The following is a 21,509-nucleotide window of genomic DNA, read 5'->3' on the forward strand; positions in this document are numbered from 1 at the left end:
CCATGCGGCTGTCCGGTGTGCTGGATCGGGGTGCGTTGGCGGCCGCGTTGGATGACGTGGTGGGCCGGCACGAGTCGCTGCGGACGGTGTTCGCGGAGGTGGACGGCGAGCCGTGCCAGCGGGTGCTGACCGGGGTCCGGGCGGCGTTCGAGGTGTGCGAGGTCGAACCGGCAGTCTTGCGCCGGGAGTTGGACGAGGCCGCGCGGTACGCCTTCGACCTTTCGACTGAACTGCCCATTCGGTCCTGGCTGTTCAGTACCGGTCCGTCGGAGCACGTCCTGCTCGTCGTGCTGCACCACATCGCGGGCGACGGCTGGTCCATGGCGCCGCTGGCCCGTGATCTGGCCGAGGCGTACACGGCCCGGCTGGAGGGGGCGGCGCCCGGGTGGGAGCCGCTGCCGGTGCAGTACGCGGACTACACGCTGTGGCAGCGCGAGGTCCTGGACGAGGTGCGCGACGGCCAGATCGCCTACTGGCGCGGCCAGTTGGAGGAGCTCCCGCAGGAGGTGAGCCTGGCCGCCGACCGCGTGCGGCCGGCAGTCGCCTCGTACACGGGTGACGTGACCACCTTCGCCCTCGATCCGGACCTGCACCGCGCACTGGGCGAGCTCGCGCGGTCGTCGAACGCGACGTTGTTCATGGTGTTGCAGGCGGGTCTCGCCGTGTTGCTGTCCCGCCTGGGTGCGGGGGAGGACGTCCCCATCGGCTCTCCGGTGGCCGGTCGCTCCGACGGGTCCCTGGACGACCTGGTCGGGTTCTTCGTGAACACGCTGGTGCTGCGGACGGACGTGTCGGGTGATCCGTCGTTCGCCGAGCTGGTGGGCCGGGTGCGTGAGGCCGGTCTGGGTGCGCTGGCGCATCAGGATGTGCCGTTCGAGTACCTGGTGGAGGAGTTGAACCCCCGGCGGTCGGCGGCGCGGCATCCGCTGTTCCAGGTGATGCTGGCCTTGCAGAACACCGAGCAGGCGCGGTTCGAACTGCCCGGCCTGGAGGTGGCGGAGGAACCGGTGGGCACGGGCGTGTCCCGGATGGACCTCACGCTCAGCCTCGCCGAGCGGCCCGGCGGTGGGATGCGGGGAATCGCCGAGTTCGCGACGGACCTGTTCGACCGGTCCACCGTCGAGCTGTTCCTCGACCGGTGGGTGCGCTTGTTGCAGGGGCTGGCCGCGCGGCCGGAACTGCCGGTCGGCCAGGCCGACATCCTCACGCCCGAGGAGCGGCACCAGCTGCTGTCGGGCTGGAACGACACCGGCCGGGACGTGCCGGCGACGACCGTGCCGGAGCTGTTCGCCGCGCAGGCGGCCCGGACGCCCGAGGCCACGGCCCTGGTCGCCGGGGCCGCACGGCTCACCTACGCGCAGCTGAACGCCCGGGCCAACCGGATCGCCCACTGGCTCATCGCCCAGGGCGTCCGACCGGGCGACACGGTGGCCGTGGCACTGCCCAGGTCGGTCGAACTGGTCGCCGTGCTCCTGGCCACGCACAAGGCCGGTGCCGCGTACCTGCCGCTGGACTTGGACTACCCGGCGGAGCGCACCGCGTTCATGTGCCGTGACGCGGAGCCCGCGTACGTGGTCGACGACCTCGACCTGATCAGCGGGCTGCTCGACGGGGACGGCGGTGACGCCACCGGGCCGGCCGTCGAACAGCACCCCGGCCTTCCCGCCTACGTGATCTACACCTCGGGTTCCACCGGGCGCCCCAAGGGCGTTGTCGTCCCGCAGCGGGCCATCGTCAACCGGCTCCTGTGGATGCAGGACGAGTACGGGCTCGGCCCCGACGACCGGGTGCTCCAGAAGACCCCGTCGAGCTTCGACGTCTCCGTCTGGGAGTTCTTCTGGCCGCTCGTCACCGGCGCCACGCTCGTGGTCGCGGAACCCGGAGGCCACCGGGACCCGGCGTACCTGAGCCGGCTGATCCAGACGGAGGCCGTCACCACCGTCCACTTCGTGCCGTCCATGCTGGAAGCGTTCCTCGCCGACGAGTCCACCGCCCGCTGCACCGGCCTGACTCGGGTGATGTGCAGCGGGGAGGCGCTCCCGGCAGACCTGGCCGCGCGGTTCCACGACACGCTGCCCCAGGCGGAACTGCACAACCTCTACGGCCCGACCGAGGCCGCGGTGGACGTCACCTCCTGGCACAGCGTCGCCGACCCGGGGGTCGTACCCATCGGCCGGCCGGTCTGGAACACCCGCCTGTACGTGCTCGACGCGGCGCTGCGACCGGTGGCTCCCGGCGCCCCCGGCGAGTTGTACATCGCCGGAGTCCAGTTGGCCGACGGCTACCTGCGGCGGCCGGGGGTGACGGCCGAGCGGTTCGTGGCCAACCCCTTCGGCGCACCCGGCGACCGCATGTACCGCACGGGAGACCTCGCCCGCTGGACGACCGACGGGGTCCTCCAGTTCCTCGGCCGGGCCGACCAGCAGGTCAAGATCCGGGGCTTCCGGATCGAGCCGGCCGAGATCGAGGCGGCTCTCACCACCCATCCGGCGGTTCGCCAGGCCCTGGTCGTCGCCCGGGAGAACACCCTGGTGGCCTACGCGGTGCGGGAGGAGGGCGCCGGGATCGACACCCGGCAGCTCCGGGAACACCTGCGGGCCGCCTTGCCGGACCACATGGTCCCGGCGGCCGTCGTCCCCCTGGACCGGCTTCCCCTGACGCCGAGCGGGAAGGTGGACCGGGCGGCGTTGCCGGTGCCCGACTTCGGCGGGTCGGTGTCGGAGGATGGCCGGGGGCCCCGTTCGGCGCGTGAGGCGGCGTTGTGCGAGGTGTTCGCGGAGGTGCTGGGGGCCGACCGGGTCGGGATCGACGACGACTTCTTCGACCTGGGCGGGCATTCGCTGCTGGCGACGCGGCTGGTGAGTCGTGTGCGGTCGGTGCTGGGCGTGGAACTGCCGTTGCGTGCGGTGTTCGAGTCGCCGACGGTGGCCGGGCTGGTCGAGCGGCTGGCTTCGGTTGCGGTGGCGCGGCCGGAGCTGGTGGCGGGGGTGCGGCCGGAGCGGTTGCCGTTGTCGTTCGCGCAGCAGCGGTTGTGGTTCCTGCACCGGTTGGAGGGTCCGTCGGCGACGTACAACATGCCGTTGGCGATGCGGTTGTCGGGCGCGTTGGACCGGGGTGCGTTGGCGGCCGCGTTGGATGACGTGGTGGGCCGGCACGAGTCGCTGCGGACGGTGTTCGCGGAGGTGGACGGCGAGCCGTGCCAGCGGGTGCTGACCGGGGTGCGGGTGCCGTTCGAGGTGTCCGAGGTCGAACCGGCAGTTTTGCGCCGGGAGTTGGACGAGGCCGCGCGGTACGCCTTCGACCTGGCGGCTGAACTGCCCATCCGTTCCTGGCTGTTCGGTACCGGTCCGTCGGAGCACGTCCTGCTCGTCGTGCTGCACCACATCGCGGGCGACGGCTGGTCCATGGCGCCGCTGGCCCGTGATCTGGCCGAGGCCTATGCGGCCCGGCTGGAGGGTGCGGCGCCGGGGTGGGAGCCGCTGCCGGTGCAGTACGCGGACTACACGCTGTGGCAGCGTGAGGTCATGGACGACGTTCTCGACGGCCAGATCGCCTACTGGAGTGGTCAGTTGGCGGATCTTCCCGAGGAGGTGAGCCCGCCCGCCGACCGGGCCCGGCCGGCCGTGGCCTCGTACGCCGGCGACATGACGTCCTTCGTCCTCGATCCGGCTCTGCACCGTGCCGTCGGCGAGGTGGCGCGTGCCCATGGCGCCACGGTGTTCATGGTGCTCCAGGCGGCGTTGGCCGTGCTGTTGTCCCGGTTGGGTGCGGGGGAGGACGTCCCCATCGGTTCGCCGGTGGCGGGGCGTTCGGACGAGGCGCTGGACGATCTGGTCGGGTTCTTCGTGAACACGTTGGTGTTGCGGACGGACGTGTCGGGTGATCCGTCGTTCGCCGAGCTGGTGGGCCGGGTGCGTGAGGCCGGTCTGGGTGCGCTGGCGCATCAGGATGTGCCGTTCGAGTACCTGGTGGAGGAGTTGAACCCCCGGCGGTCGGCGGCGCGGCATCCGCTGTTCCAGGTGATGCTGGCGTTGCAGAACACCGAGCAGGCCCGGTTCGAACTGCCGGGTCTGGAGGTGGCGGAGGAGCCGGTGGGCACGGGTGTGTCCCGGGTCGATCTCACGCTCAGCCTCGCCGAGGAGCCCGGCGGCGGGATGCGGGGTGTCGCGGAGTTCGCGACGGACCTGTTCGACCGGTCCACCGTCGAGGTGCTCCTCGACCGGTGGGTGCGCTTGCTGGAGGCGTTGACCGCGCGGCCGGAGCTGCCGGTCGGCCAGGCCGACATCCTCACCCCCGACGAACACCGCGAACTGTCGCGGCTGGACTACGTCCTGGACCGGAACCTCCGACTCGTGCCACGGGGTGTCGTGGGCGAGCTGTACGCCAGGGGCGCGGAGAGCGACCTGGCCGGCAGCGACCCGGAGCGCTGGGTGCCGGACCCGTTCGGCACGCCGGACGCGCGGATGTACCGCACGGGCGACCTGGCCCGCCGCCGGACCGACGACGGGCACCTGGAACTCGTCGGCCCCGCGGACCCGTTGGCCGCCGCCCTGGAGATCGAAGCCGTCCTGCGGACACTGCCCGGCGTCGCCGAGGCCGCCGTGGTGGTGGACGGCGAGGCGACGCGGTCGGTGGCCTACGTGGTGCCGCTCGTCATGAACCAGTTCTCCGTGTCGCGCCTGCACGAGGACCTGAAGCACCGGCTGCCGGACCACCGGCTGCCCGCGGTGGTCATGCCCGTCCCCGCCCTCCCGCTGACGGCGGACGGTGCGCTCGACCGGGCCGCCCTGCCCGACCCCGACCCCGACCACGCGCCGCGGTCGGTGCGGACGACGCGCTCGCCGCAGGAGGAGATCCTCTGCGGCCTGTTCGCGGAGGTGCTGGGGGTCGACCGGGTCGGGATCGACGACGGGTTCTTCGGTCTGGGCGGTCACTCGTTGATGGCGGCCCGGCTGGTGAGCCGGGTGCGGTCGGTGCTGGGTGTGGAGCTGCCGTTGCGTGCGGTGTTCGAGTCGTCGACGGTGGCCGGGCTGGCGGAGCGGCTGTCTTCCGGCGGTGTGGTGCGGCCGGAGCTGGTGGCGGGGGAGCGGCCGGAGCGGTTGCCGCTGTCGTTCGCGCAGCAGCGGCTGTGGTTCCTGCACCGCTTGGAGGGTCCGTCGGCGACGTACAACATGCCCTTGGGGCTGCGGTTGTCGGGCGCGTTGGACCGTGGTGCGCTGGCGGCCGCGTTGGACGACGTGGTGGGCCGGCACGAGTCGCTGCGGACGGTGTTCGCGGAGGTGGACGGCGAATCGTGCCAGCGGGTGCTGACCGAGGCGCCGGTCCCGCTGGTGACGGTGGAGGTCGACGCCGGCGGACTGCGCGACGCGATGGCCGAGGCCGCCCGGTACGCCTTCGACCTGGCGGCGGAGATCCCGCTCCGGGCGTGGTTGTTCGCCTCGGGCCCGTCGGAGCACGTCCTGCTCGTCGTGCTGCACCACATCGCGGGCGACGGTTGGTCGTTGGCGCCGCTGGCGCGTGATCTGGCGGAGGCGTACACGGCCCGGTTGGAGGGTGCGGCGCCGGGGTGGGAGCCGCTGCCGGTGCAGTACGCGGACTACACGCTGTGGCAGCGCGAGGTCCTGGACGAGGTGCGCGACGGCCAGATCGCCTACTGGCGCGGCCAGTTGGCGGAACTTCCGGAGGAGGTGAGCCTGCCTGCCGACCGTGCTCGGCCGGCGGTGGCCTCGTACGCGGGAGGGACGGCGTCGTTCGAGCTGGGCCCGGACCTGCACCGCGCACTGGGCGAGCTCGCGCGGTCGTCGAACGCGACGTTGTTCATGGTGTTGCAGGCGGGTCTCGCCGTGTTGCTGTCCCGCCTGGGTGCGGGGGAGGACGTCCCCATCGGCTCTCCGGTGGCCGGTCGCTCCGACGGGTCCCTGGACGATCTGGTCGGGTTCTTCGTGAACACGTTGGTGTTGCGGACGGACGTGTCGGGTGATCCGTCGTTCGCCGAGCTGGTCGGCCGGGTGCGTGAGGCGGGTCTGGGTGCGTTGGCGCATCAGGATGTGCCGTTCGAGTACCTGGTGGAGGAGTTGAACCCCCGGCGGTCGGCGGCGCGGCATCCGCTGTTCCAGGTGATGCTGGCCTTGCAGAACACCGAGCAGGCGCGGTTCGAACTGCCCGGCCTGGAGGTGGCGGAGGAACCGGTGGGCACGGGTGTGTCCCGGGTCGATCTCACCCTCAGCCTGGTCGAGGAGCCGGGTGGCGGGGTGCGCGGGGTCGCGGAGTTCGCGACCGATCTGTTCGACCGGTCCACCGTCGAGGGGTTCCTGGGCCGGTGGGTGCGGTTGCTGGAGGGGCTGGCCGCGCGGCCGGAGCTGCCGGTGGCCCAGGTCGACATCCTCACGCCCGAGGAGCGGCGACAGCTGCTGTCGGGCTGGAACGACACCGGCCGGGACGTGCCGGCGACGACCGTGCCGGAGCTGTTCGCCGCGCAGGCGGCCCGGACGCCCGAGGCCACGGCCCTGGTCGCCGGGGCCGAACGGCTCAGCTACGCTCAGCTCAACGCCCGGGCCAACCGGATCGCCCACTGGCTCCTCGCCCGGGGCGTCCGACCGGGCGACACGGTGGCGCTGATGTACGAGCGGTCGGCGGACCTGGTGGCCGCGCTCCTCGGCGTCCTCAAGACGGGCGCGGCCTACCTGCCGGTCGACCCGGAGTTCCCGAGCGCCCGGGTGGCGCACATCCTCACCGAGGCCGCTCCCGCCCTCCTGCTCACCAGCGACGCCGTCGCCACGGGCGCCGGAGCGGGCGCCCTCGCGGAGCGCCCCTCCTCGGCGACGGTCGTCACCGACGCCCCCGGCACCGCGGCCGCCCTGGCGCTGTGCCCGGACACCGACCCGGCGCCGGTCGCCGGTGCCGCGGACCCGGCCTACGTCCTCTACACCTCCGGATCCACGGGCGCGCCCAAGGGCGTGGTCGTGGAGCACGGGGCGCTGTCGAACTTCCTCGCCGACATGGCCGCGCGCTTCCCGCTGACCACCGGGGACCGCTGGCTGGGTGTGACGACCGTCGGGTTCGACATCTCCGTGCTGGAGCTCTGCCTGCCGCTGACCAGCGGCGCCACGCTGGTGCTCGCCGACCGTGACACGGCCCGCACGCCCGCCGCGCTCGCCGGTCTGCTCCGGGCCACCGGAGCCACCGTCATGCAGGCGACCCCCACGCTGTGGCGGGCCCTCGCCGACGAGCAGCCCGAGTGCCTCGACGGGCTCCGGGTCCTGGTGGGCGGCGAGGCGCTCCCGCCCGACCTCGCGCGGACCCTCGCCGCCCGCGCCGCCGAGGTCGTCAACCTGTACGGACCGACCGAGACCACCATCTGGTCCACGGCGGCCGGCATCGCCCCCGGGGCGGCACCGGAGCGCACGCCCATCGGAACGCCGATCGCCAACACGCGGGTGCACGTCCTCGACGAGCGCCTCGGCCTGGTGCCGCCCGGCGTGGTGGGCGAGCTGTACATCGCCGGTGCCGGCGTGGCGCGCGGGTACCTGGGGCAGCCGGGGTTGACCGCCCAGCGCTTCGTGGCGGACCCGTACGGTCCGGCCGGCACCCGCATGTACCGCACCGGCGACCTGGTGCGCCGGAACCGGGACGGCCTGCTGGAGTTCGCCGGCCGGGCCGACCAGCAGGTCAAGATCCGGGGCTTCCGGATCGAACCGGGCGAGATCGAGGTCCTGCTCCGGGAACAGCCCGGCGTGGCGCACGCCGTGGCGGTGGTACGGGAGGACCGGCCGGGAGACCAGCGGCTGGTCGCCTACGTGGTGCCCGACGAGCCGGCCGACGCGCCGCACCTCGCCGAACGCCGCGACCTCCGGGACGCCCTGCGCCTGCGGCTGCCCGAGTACATGGTGCCGTCGGTTGTGCTCACCCTGCCCGCCCTGCCGCTGACCCCGAACGGCAAGCTCGACCGCCGAGCCCTGCCGGCCCCGGACCGGGGCGCCGCCGGCCGCGGGCCCGCCTCCCCCCAGGAGGCGGTGCTGGCCGGGCTGTTCGCCGAGGTCCTCGGGGTGGAGCGGGTCGGCGTGGACGACGGGTTCTTCGACCTGGGCGGCCACTCCCTGCTCGCCACCCGGCTGATCGACCGAGTCCGGGACGTGCTGGGCGTGGAGCTGCCGCTGCGCGCCCTGTTCGAGACCTCCGACGTGGCCGGGCTCGCCCGCCGCCTCGACGCGGACCACGACGGCTCGGCCGACGCCTTCGGTGTCGTCCTGCCCCTGCGGCCCCGCGCCGAGGGCGTGCCGCTGTTCTGCGTCCACCCGGGCGGCGGCCTGAGCTGGTCGTACGCCGGACTGCTGCGGCACCTGCCCGCGGAGGTGCCCGTCTACGGCATCCAGGCCCGCGGACTGTCCGAGCCGGACGACCTCCCGGGCAGCGTCGAGGAGATCGCCGACGACTACATCGCCGAGCTCCTCCGGCTGCGTCCCGAGGGCCCCTTCCCGTTGCTGGGCTGGTCGTTCGGCGGGGTGGTCGCCCACGCCATGGCGGCCCGGCTGCGGGAGCGCGGGTTCGACGTCCCGTTCCTGGTCCTCCTCGACGCGCAGCCCGCGCGGCCCAGGACCGCCGAGGAACTCGCCGAGGAGGCGACCCTCGACACGTCCATGGTGTACCGGACGCTGCTGACGGCGTTCGGGGTGCCCGTCGGCGACGGGGAACCGCTCACGCACGCGCGGTTCACGGAGCTGGCCCGTGAGCACCACGCGGCCGTGGCCGACTTCACCGAGGACCGGATCGCCGACGTCCTGCGGGTCATGGCCAACGACCTCCGGATCACCCCCGCCCACCGGCACACGCCGGTGGCGACGGAGGCCGTCGTGTTCGCGGCCACCCGGAAGGACCCGTCCGACCTGGTCACCCCGGAGATGTGGGCCCCGTACATCGACGGGCCGCTCGACCACCGCACGGTCGACTGCGGCCACGCCGCGATGGCCGGCCCGGAGGCGCTGCGGGTGATCGGGCCGATCCTCGCCGAGAGGATGCGCCGGCTCTCCTGAGCGGCGTGCCGGGGAACCGTGGGCCGGGGAACCGTCGGCCGGGGACCCGAGTGCCGGGGAACCGTGGGCCCGGGCAACCGCGGCCACGGTTCCCCGGGCCCGCGGGGAGAGACCGGAGACCAGCTCCAGAAGTCCGTAGATCCGTAGACGCAGAGATTCCGTAGACGCAGAGATGAGGACATCCCATGACGAACCCGTTCGAGGACCCGGACGCCGGCTACCTCGTGCTCGTCAACGACGAGGGGCAGCACTCCCTGTGGCCGGCCTCCCTCGCGGTGCCCGGCGGCTGGGCGGTCGCCCACGCCGAGGACACCCGCGACACCTGCCTGGAGTACATCGACCGGCAGTGGACCGACATGCGGCCGCGCAGCCTGGCGGGGAGCATGCAGTCATGACCGGAGCCTCCCCGATCCAGGACGCGGTCCGCCGCTACTACGCGCTGGTCGACGCCAACCGCTTCGACGAGCTGGTGGAACTCTTCACCGCCGACGCGACCTACGAACGGCCGGGCTACCAGCCCCTGGTCGGCCGGGGCGAACTGACCGCCTTCTACCAGGGGGAGCGGGTCATCGCCGACGGCCGGCACACGGTCGACCAGCTGCTGCTGTCCGGGCGGGAGGCCGCGGTGCGCGGCAGTTTCACCGGAACGCTCAAGGGGGGTGACGCGGTGAGCCTGCGGTTCGCCGACTTCTTCCGGACGGACGGCACCGGCCTCTTCGCCCACCGCGTCACGTACTTCTTCGCTCCCTTGGTGTGAACACCGCTGGTCTGAGTGCGAGGACGGCTACGGGGTCTCCCCGACGCGGCCGAGGACCAGCTCCACGAAGGACCGCGCCGTCGAGTTCCCGTAGAACTCGCGCGGCGTCACCTTGGGCAGCCCCCGTTGCCGCAGGTCCGACAGCATGCGGACCACCAGGAGGGAGTTGCCGCCGAGTTCGAAGAAGTTGCCGTCGGGTTCCACGTCGACGCCCAGCAGACCGGACCACACGGCGAGGATCTCGGTCCCGAGGTCGCCGCCCTTCGCCTTCGGATCCGCCGTGGCGCCGTCCCGGTCCGTGACCGGTGCCGGTGCCGGTGCCGCGGTCGGAGCCGGGGCCGGGGTGGGGCCGGTGGACGGGGCCGGGAGCCGGGAGAGGTCCGGCTTGCCGTTGAGGGTCAGCGGGATGCCGGACACCCCGGTGAGGCCGGCCGGCAGCATGTGGTCCGGCAGCACGCGCCGGGCCGTCCGCCAGACCTGGTCCACCGAACCGCCGTCCCGGAGCACCACGTAGGCGTCGATGCGGGCGCCGGCCGGGTCCCCCGCCTCGCCCTCCCGGAAGACGACCGCCGCGTCGGCGACCCCGGGGTCCGAGGCCAGGACGGAGGTGATCTCGTCCAGCTCGATCCGGTGGCCCCGCACCTTCACCTGGTTGTCCAGCCGGCCGAGGTGGTCTAGCCGGCCGTCCGGCCTCAGCCGGCCCCGGTCGCCGCTGCGGTACACCCGCTCCCCGGTCACCGGGTCGTCGACGAAACGGTCCGCCGTCAGCTCGGGACGGCCGAGATAGCCGTCGGCCACCCCGGCACCACCCACGTAGATCTCACCGGCGGGCCCCGGCGGCAGGACGTGGCCGTGCTCGTCCCGGACCGACACCCACCAGCCGGGCAGCGCCCGGCCCACGGACCGGGACCGCTCCAGGACCTCGCGCGGGGTCACCTCCTGCGCGGTGACGTGGACGGTCGTCTCCGTGATGCCGTACATGTTGACCAGCCGGCACCGGGCGGGGGAGTGACGGGCGAACCACCGCCCCAGCATCGCCGTGTTCAGCGGTTCGCCGCCGAAGACGACCAGCCGCAGGGCGAGCGGTGCGGCGCCCGGGGCCGACCGGGTGTCGGCCTCGATGAGCTGGGAGAACGCGGACGGGGTCTGGCTGAGGACGGTCACCCGCCGCCGGGCCAGCAGCTCGTGGAACTCGTCCGGGTCACGGGCCGCCCAGTGCGGTACGACGACCAGCCGGCCCCCGGTGAGCAGGCAGCCCCAGATCTCCCACACGGAGAAGTCGAAGGCGCTGGAGTGGAAGAACGTCCACACGTCGTCCGGTCCGAGCCCGAGGTCCGCGGACGTGGCACCGACCAGGGCCAGCACGTTGCGGTGGGGGACCACGACCCCCTTGGGGCGGCCGGTGGATCCCGAGGTGTAGATGACGTAGGCGGCCGTGTCGGTGTTGCCGGTCTTCCCGGTCTCCAGGGGTTCCTGCGCGTCCGTCAGTTCCTGGGGCGAGACCACGGTCACCCCCTCGATCCGGGGGAAGCGCGCCGGGTCCCCGATGACGACCGGCACACGGGCGTCGGTCGCGGTGTAGCGCAGCCGCTCCTCGGGGTACCGGGCGTCCATCGGGACGTAGGCGCAGCCCGCCTTCAGCACGCCCAGCAGGGTGGCGACGAGCGTGGTGTCCCGCTCCAGGCACACCCCCACCCGTGCGCCGCCCACCCCGAGGGCGCGCAGCCCGGCGGCTACCCGCTCCGCCCGGTCGTCCAGCTGGCCGTACGTCAGACTGCTCTCGTCGTCGGTCACCGCGACGGCGTCCGGCCGCTGCCGGGCCAGCTCCGCGATCCGCCCGTCGATGGTCTCCGGCGGCGTCCGCCGCTCCGGCCCGGGCCCGGCGGGCGCGGGCTCGCAGGGGTCGGCCGCGGGACGGAAGCCGCCCAGCCGGGTCACGGCCTCGGCCGCGGCGTGGTCCAGCAGGCCCAGCCGCGCCGTCGGAGTCGTCCCGGGCAGGGTGCGCAGCCGCTGGGCCAGGTGCAGGACGCTCCGTCCGAACCACTCCGCGGTCAACGGGGCCACCGTGCGCGGATCGTGGTGGAGGCGGACGGCGCAGGTGCCGTCGGGCTGCCGTTCCAGATGGAGGAGCAGGGAGAACCCGGAACCCGGGAACGGGGTGTAGGACGTCCCGGAGGCGGCGTCACCGAGGACCACGCCCACGCTCGCGACCGCAGCGCCGGGCAGCGGAGTGCCGGTGCCGGCCGCGAGGAGGTCCGCGACCGTGCCGTCCGCGTCGACCCGGACGGAGCGCACCGCGGGACCGCCCATCCGGAACGCGCGGTCGAACACCGCGATGCGCGCCTCCGGCCCGCCCTGGTAGCGCGCCAGCGCCAGCGCCGCCGCGGCCACCAGCGGCTCCTCCCCGGGCCACTCCGGACGGTCCGTCAGCGGGACCGTCCCGGCGGCGGTGGGGTCCGGCGCCTGGCGGTCCCCCAGGCCCCAGGGCACCGTGAGCGGCGTGGTGTCCCCGTCCGACCCGTCTTGCGCGTCCTGCGCGTCCGGTGTGTCGAGGGAGGGCAGCGGGTCGCCGTCGAGGGGCTCACCGTCCAGGAGGAGCGCCGCCAGCCGTACGAGGACGCCGTAGGGCACCGAACGCCGCGCCACCAGGACCGCGTCGACGACCCCGTCGGCGTACTCCACGAGCACGGCGCGCAACGGGGGTCCGCAGGGGTGCAGGGGCCGCTCGGCCTCCTGGCGGACGCGGGCGTGCCCGGGGCCGGTCGAGGAGTCCACCGCGAGTGGCAGGGTCCACAGCCTCGACCCCGCCGGCTCCGGCCGTTCCCTGCTCTCTTGTTCGAACAACGTCCGGCTCTGTTCCCGGTCGACCGGGTACCGGGCGCGTACCACCAGGCTGTGGCAGGCAGGAGTGCGTACGGTCATCAGATCTCCCTCTCCGAAGGGGGGCGGGCGGGCACGGTCACCGGGCGCTGAAGCCGCCGTCGACCGTGAGCACACTGCCGGTCACCTGGCGCGAGTCGTCGCCCGCCAGCCAGAGGGCCGCACCGGCGACGTCCGGGGGCTCGATGAGGGCGTTCATCGGCTGGGCCTGGACGAACACCTCCTCGTGTTCGTCGACGCGGACGTCGAGCGAGCGCGCTATCTCGGAGAGCATCCGGCCCTCGACCAGCGGGTCGTCCCGGACGGAGCCGGGGCAGAGCGCGTTCACCCGGACGCGGTGCGGCGCGTAGTCCAGTGCCGCCGCCTTGGTCAGGCCGATCATGCCGTGCTTGGCGGCGACGTAGCCGGCGAAGTGCCGGTAGCCCACGAGACCGGCCGTCGAGGCGATGTTGATGATGCTTCCCGAGCGTTGCTCGATCATCGCCGGGACCACGGCCTTGGTCATCCGCCAGGCGCCCGACAGGTCGACGTCCAGCATGAGCGACCACTCGTCCTCGGTGATCTCGTGGACCCTGCGGCCGGAGGGCGCGGCGATCCCCGCGCCGTTGACCAGGACGTCCAGCCGTCCGAACCGGTCGAGGCACTCCGCCACGACCGAGGTGACCCTTCGGAGGTCGCGCACGTCGCAGTGGGCCGGGAGCACCGTGACGCCGTGCCGCGCGCACAGGTCGGCCGTGTGCGCGAGCTGGGCGGCCGAGCCCATGGGGTAGCCCACGCCGGGGAGGTCGTCGGCGATGTCGAGCAGCAGCAGGTCGGCGCCCTCCGCCGCGAAGCGGACGGCACAGGCGCGGCCGAGCCCGCGCGCCGCCCCCGTGATCACGGCCGTCTTGCCCTTCAGCTGCACGGCGACCCTCCGCGGTCGGCGTCGGCCGGGGCGGAGCCGCCGTCGGAGAGTACCTGCGCGACCGTGGTCAGCAGCACCTCCGGGGAGTCGACCAGGTACATGTGACTGCCGGGCAGTTCCCGGTAGTCGAAGGACGCCCCGGTGGTGCTCCGCCACTCCTCGGCCTGCGTCCGGGAGACGAGCCCGTCGTCGGCGCCGCGCAGCGAGGTGACCGGGAGCGGCAGCGGGGTGTCGGAGGCGGGGACGTAGTCCTCGTGCATCGCCACGTCGGCGCGCAGCAGGGGCAGGAGCAGCTCCCGCAGGTCGGGGTCGTCGAAGGCCGCGTGCCGGTAGCCGGCGAACTCGCCGACGCGGGCCAGGAACTCCTCGTCGTCCAGCCCGGTCGCCCGCCGCTCGCGCCCGCTGCCGGGGCCGGGGGATCCGCTCACGAAGAGGTGGCGGAGTCCGGAGCGTCCGCCCAGCTCGCGGGCCAGCTCGTACGCGAGGACGGCACCCAGGCTGTGGCCGAACAGCGCGAACGGCGCCTCGCCGCCCACGAGTTCCAGTATTCGCGGGGCGAGGACGGCGGCGGCCTCCGACGCGTCGGTGAACGGCTCCTCCAGGAACAGCTCCTCGCGGCCGGGAAGTTGGAGGGGTACGACCTTGAGGCCGGGCGGTGCGACGTTCCAGGCGCGGTAGAACCCGGCTCCGCTGCCCGCGAAGGGAAGGCAGACGAGGGGCAACTCGGTGGGGGACACGACTCGTTCACTCCTTGTGTTCCGATGGGGCCGGAATGCTGATTTCGGGCATGGCACGCCGAAGCCCCGGCTCGGCGGGGCCGACGTCGGCCACCCGCTCCAACCGGAGCTTCTTCCTGCGGGTCAGGCGCGTTCGGCAGAGCTATGTCATGCCACGCCTGAGGTGAACTCGTGCTACGCGGTGCGGACTTCCCGTGTCTCCTTTCCGAGACCGGCGTCGCGGGCCAGCACGGCGGCGGAGGCCCGGTCGTGCACCTCCAGTTTCGCGAAGATCCGCGAGACGTAATTGCGTACGGTCTTTTCCGCCAGGAAGATCCGACGGGCGATCTGGTGGTTGCTCAGTCCGCCGGCGACCAGTTCCAGGATCTCGAGTTCCCTGCTGGTCAGTTCGGACAGCCCGGTCGTCTCCGGCAGGATCCGCACGGTGGAGAAATGCTGGCTGAGCCGGGAGGCGATGGTCCGGCTGAAGACGGCGCCCCCCTTGGCCACGATCTCGATGGAGTGGAGGAGTTCCTCGGAGGACCTCATGTGCGAGAGGTATCCGCTGACCCCGACGCGCAGGGCGGTGAAGACGGCGTCGTCGTCGTCGTTCTGCGACACCACCATCATTTTGGGCCTGGTCTTGTGGCGGCGGAATGTCGAGACGATCTGCTGGGCGTTCTCGTAGATGGACCTCTTCGAGGACGGCTCGCCCAGGATGACCACGTGCGGCTGTAATTCGGTGTTCTCGAGACATCGCATGCCGTCGAGGACGCCCACGGCCCGGCCGACGAGTGTGAATCTGCCATCCTGTTCGATGATTGTCTCCAGTCCGGCGAGTGAAACCGGATTGTCGCTGATGATGAACAGGTTGATCTCCATTTGTACGTCCCCCGTTTGGCACGTCGTACGGCTCGTTTTTCTTCGGTGCGTCATTCTTTGCAGGAGAAAGGCCGGTCCGGTGCTCCAGCGAGTATGGGTAGACGAATGATCGAAACGCAAGTTCCGCTCTTAACTGCAAGGGATCGTTCCGCTTGATGAGTGACTATCCGGTCATCCGGTATGTCTTCGCCGGACGGGTGTGGCGCGGGGACGCCGGCGGTCCCCTGGGCTCGCGGGTGAGCCCGGAGTCCCTGGGGCCACGGGCCCGGCGCGGCCCCGTCACCGGTTGCCCTCCCTCCGCGCCGGGCACCGTGCGGGCGCGGCGGACGGTGGCCGAAACGGGGAGGTGACGACTGTTTCCCGAGGAACGGATGTTTATCCAGAGACAGGGGGGGCATTGTCGACAGGCATATGGTGTGGACCAATGGGCCTGGTCGCCGGCGGGCGACAGTACACCCGCAGGGCGAATTGCGGTACACGCCGACCTTGATCCACGCCCGTACTGGACGCGCCTCGAACCGGCCCCCTACGTTCGGCACATGGGTAATGCTCCTCGTCGGCGCCTGATCACACTGGACGTGCTGGCCGCGCTCGGGTTCGTGATCCTCCCGCAGGTGTCGGTGCTGCGTCCGGCCGACGGCGGCGAGGTGAGCGCCACCGCCGTGTGGCTGCTGTCCCTGGGCACCGCGCTGCCGCTGGTCGTACGGAGGCTGTGGCCGGTCCCGGTGTTCGCGGTCGCGTTCACCGCCGCCTGGGTGGCGCTGGTCGCCGGGGTCGGGCCGACCCCCTTCCTCGCCGCCGCCTACGCCCTGTACCTGGTGGCCACCACCAGGAGGGGGCGACCGGGGCTTTCCGTGGCCCTCGTCGCCGGGCTGTGCACGGCCGGCGCGGTCCTGATGACGGTGTCGGGAGGGCAGGGGTACCAGGGCGGGAGCAGGGCCGTACAGGTCGTGCTCGGAGTGCTCGTCCTCGGCGCCACCTGGGCGACGGGGGCCGCGGTCAGGGAACGGCGGGAGAGCCTGCGGCGCGCCATCGAGCACGCGGCCGAGCAGGCGAAGGCCGAGGAACGCCTGCGCATCGCCCGTGACATCCACGACGTCGTCACCCACAGCGTGGGCGTGATCGCGATCAAGGCGAGCGTCGCCAACCACGTGGCCGCCACCCGCCCCGAGGAGGCGCGGGAAGCCCTGGCGGTGATCGAGGACATCAGCCGCCGGGCGCTGCGTGACATGCGGGCCACCCTCAAGGTGCTGCGCCGCGAGCAGGACGGCGGCGCCGGCGACCTGCGGCCGGTCCAGGGGCTGACGGACCTGCCGGCCCTGGTGCGCACGGCCGAGGCCGCCGGAGTCCGCGTCGACCTGCGGAGCGAGTACGAGGAGGAGCCCCCGAACGGTGTCGCGCTGTCCGTGTTCCGGATCGTCCAGGAGGCCCTGACCAACGTCGTCAAGCATGCCGCGCCCACCCGCTGCCGGGTCCGGATCGCGGCCGTCCAGGGCACGTTGACGATCGACATCACCGACGAGGGCCCCGGGCCCGGGCACCGGCCCACCGTGCCCGTCGGGGGGATGGGCCTGGTCGGGATGAAGGAGCGGGTCGCCGCGCACAGCGGCACCTTTGGCGCCGGGCCGCGGCCGGGCGGCGGCTTTCGGATCGTGGTGACACTGCCGTACTGAGCCCGACCCGTTCCCGGGTGCCGGACTCATCCGCAGGTATGGGTTCGGCCCGCGCGGGCCGCCGCGGAATCCCGACCCCGGACCGATGCGGCCGGCCGGCCCGCCCGACGAGACTCGTCCCGTGATCGAAGTCCAGAACCTGACCAAGCGGTACGGGGAGACCACCGTCGTGGCAGGCCTCACCTTCACGGTGCGGCCGGGCGCCGTCACCGGATTCCTGGGCCCCAACGGGGCCGGGAAGTCCACGACGATGCGCATGATCCTCGGCCTCACCCGCCCGGATGCCGGAACCGCCCTCATCGGCGGCCGCCCCTATCACGAACTGACGTACCCCGCCCGGCAGGTCGGCGCCCTGCTGGAGACGGCGGTCGCGCACCGCAGCCTGACCGCCGCCGACCATCTGCGCTGGATCGCGCAGAGCAACCGGATCGACCGGCGACGGGTCGCGGAGGTCCTGGAGGCGGTCGGCCTGACCGGAGCGGCCCGGCGGCGGGTCGGCACGTTCTCCCTCGGCATGGGACAGCGGCTCGGCCTGGCCGCGGCCCTGCTCGGCGACCCGCCCGTCCTGGTGCTCGACGAGCCGGTCAACGGCCTGGACGCCGAGGGCATCCGATGGCTGCGCGACCTGCTGCGCTCGATGGCCGCCGAGGGCCGGACCGTCCTCGTCTCCAGCCACCTGATGGCCGAGATGTCCGTGGTCGCGGACGACCTGGTCGTCATCGGCCGCGGACGACTGCTTACCCAGACCGGCACGGAGGAGTTCATCCGGCGCCACGCACGGACCTACGTGCGGGTGCGGACCTCCGAACCCCTGCGCCTGCACCGGGAACTGGAACGGAACGGCGCCTCGCTGAGCCTCGCGCACGACGGCAGCCTGGAGGTCGACGGCATGACGGCGGCCGAGATCAACCGGCTGGCCGCGGCGGGCGACCTCCCGCTCGAAGAGCTGAGCACCCACACGGGATCGCTCGAGGACACCTTCCTCAAGCTCACCGGCCCCGAAGGGAGCAGCACCCGTGTCTGAGACGGCCGCGGCCATGCGGGCCGAGTTCACCAAACTGCGCGGCGTCCGCGGCACGTTCGTCGCGCTGCTGCTGTTCGCCCCCGCCAGCCTCTTCCTCTCCGCCCTGGGCGGCTGGTCCGCGAGGAAGGCGATCGAGTCCGACAACCCCCTGCTCCGCTCCGACTTCACCCCCGAGCAGACCGGCATGGACGGAGTCCTCTACGGCCAGCTGGCGCTGATCGTGTTCGCCGTGCTCCTCGTCTCGAGCGAGTACTCGTCCGGCATGATGCGGGTCTCGCTGCTCGCCGTGCCCCGGCGCGGGCGGCTCTACCTGGCGAAGGCGGCCGTCACCGCCGCCGCCGCGGTGGCCGTCGCGATCCCCGTCACCGTCCTCGGCTACCTGCTCACGCAGTTCGCCCTCGGTCCCCACGGCGCCGGCATCGACACGAGTGGTGTCCCCCGCGCCCTCGCCGGCGCCGTGGTCTATCTGACGATGATGAGCCTGTTCGCGGCGGGCGTGGCCTCGACGGCCCGCGGCGCCGTCGTCCCGCTGGCCGTCCTGCTCCCGATGGTGCTCGCCGGCTCCCAGATCCTGTCCACCATCGGCGCGACCAAGGAGATGGTCCGGTACCTCCCCGACCGGGCCGGCATGCGGATGCTCACGGTCGGCTCGGACGACGCGCTCACCGGGTTCGCCGTCCTCCTCGCGTGGACCGTCGTGGCACTGGCGGCCGGCTGGCTGCGCCACCGGCGTTGGGACGGTTGACGGGACGGGCGGGGAGGGGCTCGACGTCGCGTGACGGGCGCGGCCGGCCGGGGTGCTCCGGCCCCGGCCGACCGCCCTCAACAGGGCTTATGTCCAAAGGCAGTTGAGGGGACGGAACAGGCGCTGCTGCTAGAATCGCGGACTTCGAGGGCTCGATGAGCAGTTTGCGGGGAATGCGGGATGGCCGAGGCGGTCCGGGTGCTGATCGCGGACGATCAGGCGCTGTTGCGCGGGAGCTTCCGCGTCCTCGTCGACTCGACACCGGGGATGGAGACCGTCGGCGAGGCCGGTGACGGCGCCCGGGCGGTGGAACTCGCCCGGGAGCTCAGGCCCGACGTCGTCCTGATGGACCTGCGGATGCCCGTCATGGACGGCATCGCGGCCACCCGGGAGATCTGCTCCGACGAGACCATGGCCGGCGTACGGGTGCTGGCCCTGACGATGTTCGACATGGACGAGTACGTCTACCCGGCCCTCCAGGCGGGCGCGAGCGGATTCATGCTGAAGGACGCCTCGCCCTCGGACCTGGTCGCCGGCATTCGCGTCATCGCCACCGGCGAGGCCGTCCTGGCGCCCACGGTCACACGCCGCCTGATCGAGACCGTCTCCCGCACCCGGCCGACGGCGCGGCCGGCTCCGCGGCTCGTCGGGCTCACCAGGCGGGAGCAGGAGGTGCTCGTGCTGATCGCGAACGGGCTGTCGAACGCCGAGATCGCCCAGCGGCTGGTGATCAGCCTGCCCACCGTGAAGACGCATGTGAGCAGCCTTCTGGCCAAGCTGAACGTCCGGGACCGGGCCCAACTGGTCATCATCGCCTACGAGAGCGGTCTCGCCGAGCCGGGCATGCCCGCCTGACGCCTGACGCCTGACGCCTGCCCGAGGCCGCGCCCAGGCGTGGCGGAGCCGCCGTGGTGAGGAGGGGCCCGGGGGCCTCTTGCACGGCGGATCCGCTGTCGCTGTCGCGGTCGGTGGCAGTCCGTCGGCTTCTGGAGCCGGCCGGGGCGGGTGGGGGTTACCAGTTCGCCCAGGGGAGGTTCCAGCCGCCCAGGCCGTTGTCGGGGGCGACGGTCTTCTCCTTGGTGTTCACGATCGTGACGACGTCGCCGATCAGCGAGCTGTTGAAGAACGCCCCCGCGCTGGAGGTGTCGCTGCCGCCCTCGGTGTCCTTGAGCGCGACGCAGCCGTGGCTGGTGTTCGCCTTGCCGAAGGGGTCGCCCTCGTACCAGTAGTTGCCGTGGAGGTAGGTGCCGCTCCTGGTCAGCCGCATCGCGTGCGGGACGGCGGGGATGTCGTACTCGTTGCCGAGGCCGACGGTCTGGGAGTTCATGTGGGTGACCTTCTCCTTGGACATGATCACCATGGTGCCGCCCCACGACGGGTGCTTCGCGTCGCCGAGCGTGGCGGGCACGGTGGTGCTCTTGCCGTCCCGGACGACCGTCATCTGGTGCGTGGCGGCGTCCGCGGTGGAGACCTGGGAGCGGCCGATACTGAACGGCTCGTCCTTGTCGACGTCGCCCCACACGCCCGGGGCGACCTCGACGTTCTTCAGCCGGTAGTGGATGGTCACCCTGGTGCCCGGCTTCCAGTAGTCGGCCGGGCGGAAGTCCAGCCGATTGTCGTCGAACCAGTGCCCCTTCACCTCGGTGCCGTTGTCCGTCTCGAAGGTGATCGCCTTGGCGACGGCGTCCTTGTTCACGACCTTCGTGCTGAAGTCCACCTTGACGATCATGCCCACGCCGTACGTCTGGCCGTCGCCGATGTTGTCGTTGGTGGACACCTGCTTCTCGGGCGTGAGCGTGGTGAAGGCGGAGGTGGACGCGGCCACCAGGCCGTCGGCGTCCGCGGCCTGGGCGTTCACCGTGTACGCCGTGCCGGGGGTGAGCGCGGCGGCGGGCTTCCAGCCGGTGCCGTCCGGGGTGATCGAGCCCTGGACGGGCTTGCCGTCCTTGTCGGTCACGTCGACGGTGGTGAGCCTGCCCTTGGAGACGGACACCCGCAGGGCGTTCGGCGCGACGCCGCGGGCGCCGTCCTTCGGCTCGACGTCCAGCACGGCGGCGGACGTCTTCGAGGTGGTCGTGTTCGCGTTCCCGTCCCCGGTGGCGCCGGGGGCGGCGGTGGCGGAGGCGCCCGCCGGGCCGGCCGCTTCACCGCCCTTGCCCTGCTCGTCACCGCAGGCCGCGGTCATCAGCAGGACCCCGCCCATCGTCAGTGCCACCGCGCCGCGGTTGAAACGGTCGGTGGTGCGTATGGCGGAACGGGCCGCCCGAACAGTGCTCACAGGTGCTCCTTCTCGGTGTTGGTCGCCAGCTTGTCCGCCCGCTCGTCCCGGCCACAACGGTGAGCCGGTGATCAGGGACCCGGGGACGCCCGTACCTGCTCTGAGCTGGGAAGACGTAAGCTTCCTGGGACGCGTTCGCGGGATGGCGGAACCGTGGGACGGCGTGCCGCGTGCTTGTCTGCCGGAGCCCGCGCCACAGCCGTCGGGGGCGGGGGCGGGGGACGTGACGGTGCCGAGCCCGACTGCCGGGGGCGGGTGAAGGAACAGTGCCGAAGGGAATCGGGAAGTTGAGGGAGACGGACGAGGTCGCCCGGCTGCTGCAGGAGCTGAAGAGCCGGTCGGGGCTCAGTTACGGAGCGCTGGCGAAGCGGCTGCACCTGAGCACGTCGGCCCTGCACCGCTACTGCAACGGTGATGTGATGCCGACGGAGTTCGCCCCGCTGGACCACTTCTCGCGGGTGTGCGAGGCGACGCCGCAGGAACGTGTCGAGCTGTACCGGTTGTGGGTCGTCGTCCGTGCGACGCGTGGGAACAGGCCGACCGCCGCCCCTGAGCCGGTGGCACCCGCACCGCCCGCGACCCCGGTACCGCCCGCGACCCCGGCACCGGCGGCGGCCCCGG

13 protein-coding genes are annotated in these 21,509 nt (G+C 72.6%); 8 read left to right on the forward strand and 5 right to left on the reverse strand.

Annotated elements, in window-relative coordinates:
- The first annotated feature begins 17 nt into the window (after positions 1-17).
- The 3 genes from AE652_RS00350 to AE652_RS00360 all read left to right on the forward strand — a co-directional run bounded on the left by AE652_RS00350 (position 18) and on the right by AE652_RS00360 (position 9,786).
- Positions 18-9,029 (forward strand): amino acid adenylation domain-containing protein, encoded by a 9,012-nt coding sequence (locus AE652_RS00350; RefSeq protein WP_159028298.1) that lies wholly within the window; start codon positions 18-20, stop codon positions 9,027-9,029.
- Between the two features lie 185 nt (positions 9,030-9,214).
- Positions 9,215-9,424 carry an MbtH family protein gene (locus AE652_RS00355; RefSeq protein ID WP_049649013.1) on the forward strand — a complete coding sequence of 70 codons (210 nt, stop codon included), beginning with the start codon at positions 9,215-9,217 and terminating at the stop codon, positions 9,422-9,424.
- Complete coding sequence (locus AE652_RS00360) at positions 9,421-9,786, forward strand: nuclear transport factor 2 family protein (protein ID WP_049649014.1); 366 nt, start codon at positions 9,421-9,423, stop codon at positions 9,784-9,786. Before AE652_RS00355 ends, AE652_RS00360 begins: the two co-directional genes overlap by 4 nt.
- A gap of 27 nt (positions 9,787-9,813) precedes the next feature.
- Here AE652_RS00360 and AE652_RS00365 read toward each other — a convergent pair whose 3' ends face one another.
- The 4 genes from AE652_RS00365 to AE652_RS00380 form a co-directional block, all read right to left on the reverse strand.
- Complete coding sequence (locus AE652_RS00365) at positions 9,814-12,708, reverse strand: amino acid adenylation domain-containing protein (protein ID WP_107086320.1); 2,895 nt, start codon at positions 12,706-12,708, stop codon at positions 9,814-9,816.
- 37 nt (positions 12,709-12,745) lie between these two features.
- Positions 12,746-13,570, reverse strand: a complete 825-nt coding sequence (locus AE652_RS00370) for an SDR family oxidoreductase (protein WP_049649015.1) — start codon at positions 13,568-13,570, stop codon at positions 12,746-12,748.
- Positions 13,561-14,307: a thioesterase II family protein gene (locus tag AE652_RS00375; RefSeq protein ID WP_049649016.1), complete on the reverse strand. Its 747-nt coding sequence runs from the start codon at positions 14,305-14,307 to the stop codon at positions 13,561-13,563. Before AE652_RS00375 ends, AE652_RS00370 begins: the two co-directional genes overlap by 10 nt.
- Positions 14,308-14,481: 174 nt before the next feature.
- The gene (locus AE652_RS00380) at positions 14,482-15,168 is read right to left on the reverse strand and encodes a response regulator transcription factor (RefSeq protein WP_049649017.1); all 687 of its coding nucleotides are present in this window, start codon (positions 15,166-15,168) and stop codon (positions 14,482-14,484) included.
- 539 nt (positions 15,169-15,707) lie between these two features.
- Between AE652_RS00380 and AE652_RS00385 the strand changes: the two genes are divergently transcribed.
- The 4 genes from AE652_RS00385 (at position 15,708) to AE652_RS00400 (ending at position 19,465) form a co-directional block, all read left to right on the forward strand.
- Entirely contained in the window at positions 15,708-16,841 is a 1,134-nt protein-coding gene (locus AE652_RS00385; protein WP_063780011.1) for a sensor histidine kinase, read from the forward strand.
- A gap of 121 nt (positions 16,842-16,962) precedes the next feature.
- Positions 16,963-17,865 (forward strand): ABC transporter ATP-binding protein, encoded by a 903-nt coding sequence (locus AE652_RS00390; protein ID WP_049649023.1) that lies wholly within the window; start codon positions 16,963-16,965, stop codon positions 17,863-17,865.
- Positions 17,858-18,610 (forward strand): ABC transporter permease, encoded by a 753-nt coding sequence (locus AE652_RS00395; RefSeq protein WP_063780012.1) that lies wholly within the window; start codon positions 17,858-17,860, stop codon positions 18,608-18,610. The genes AE652_RS00390 and AE652_RS00395 overlap by 8 nt, the downstream gene beginning before the upstream one ends.
- A 180-nt stretch (positions 18,611-18,790) precedes the next feature.
- Complete coding sequence (locus AE652_RS00400) at positions 18,791-19,465, forward strand: response regulator transcription factor (protein ID WP_049649020.1); 675 nt, start codon at positions 18,791-18,793, stop codon at positions 19,463-19,465.
- Positions 19,466-19,622: 157 nt separating this feature from the next.
- Here the strand turns inward: AE652_RS00400 and AE652_RS00405 are convergent, their stop codons facing one another.
- Positions 19,623-20,888, reverse strand: a complete 1,266-nt coding sequence (locus tag AE652_RS00405; RefSeq protein ID WP_234348159.1) for an Ig-like domain-containing protein — start codon at positions 20,886-20,888, stop codon at positions 19,623-19,625.
- Positions 20,889-21,175: 287 nt separating this feature from the next.
- Between AE652_RS00405 and AE652_RS00410 the strand changes: the two genes are divergently transcribed.
- The coding region (locus AE652_RS00410; protein WP_234348161.1) for a helix-turn-helix transcriptional regulator at positions 21,176-21,509 on the forward strand (334 nt) is incomplete at its 3' end.

The organism is Kitasatospora sp. MY 5-36 (assembly GCF_001182915.1).
In the GTDB taxonomy this organism is placed as follows: Bacteria; Actinomycetota; Actinomycetes; order Streptomycetales; family Streptomycetaceae; genus Kitasatospora.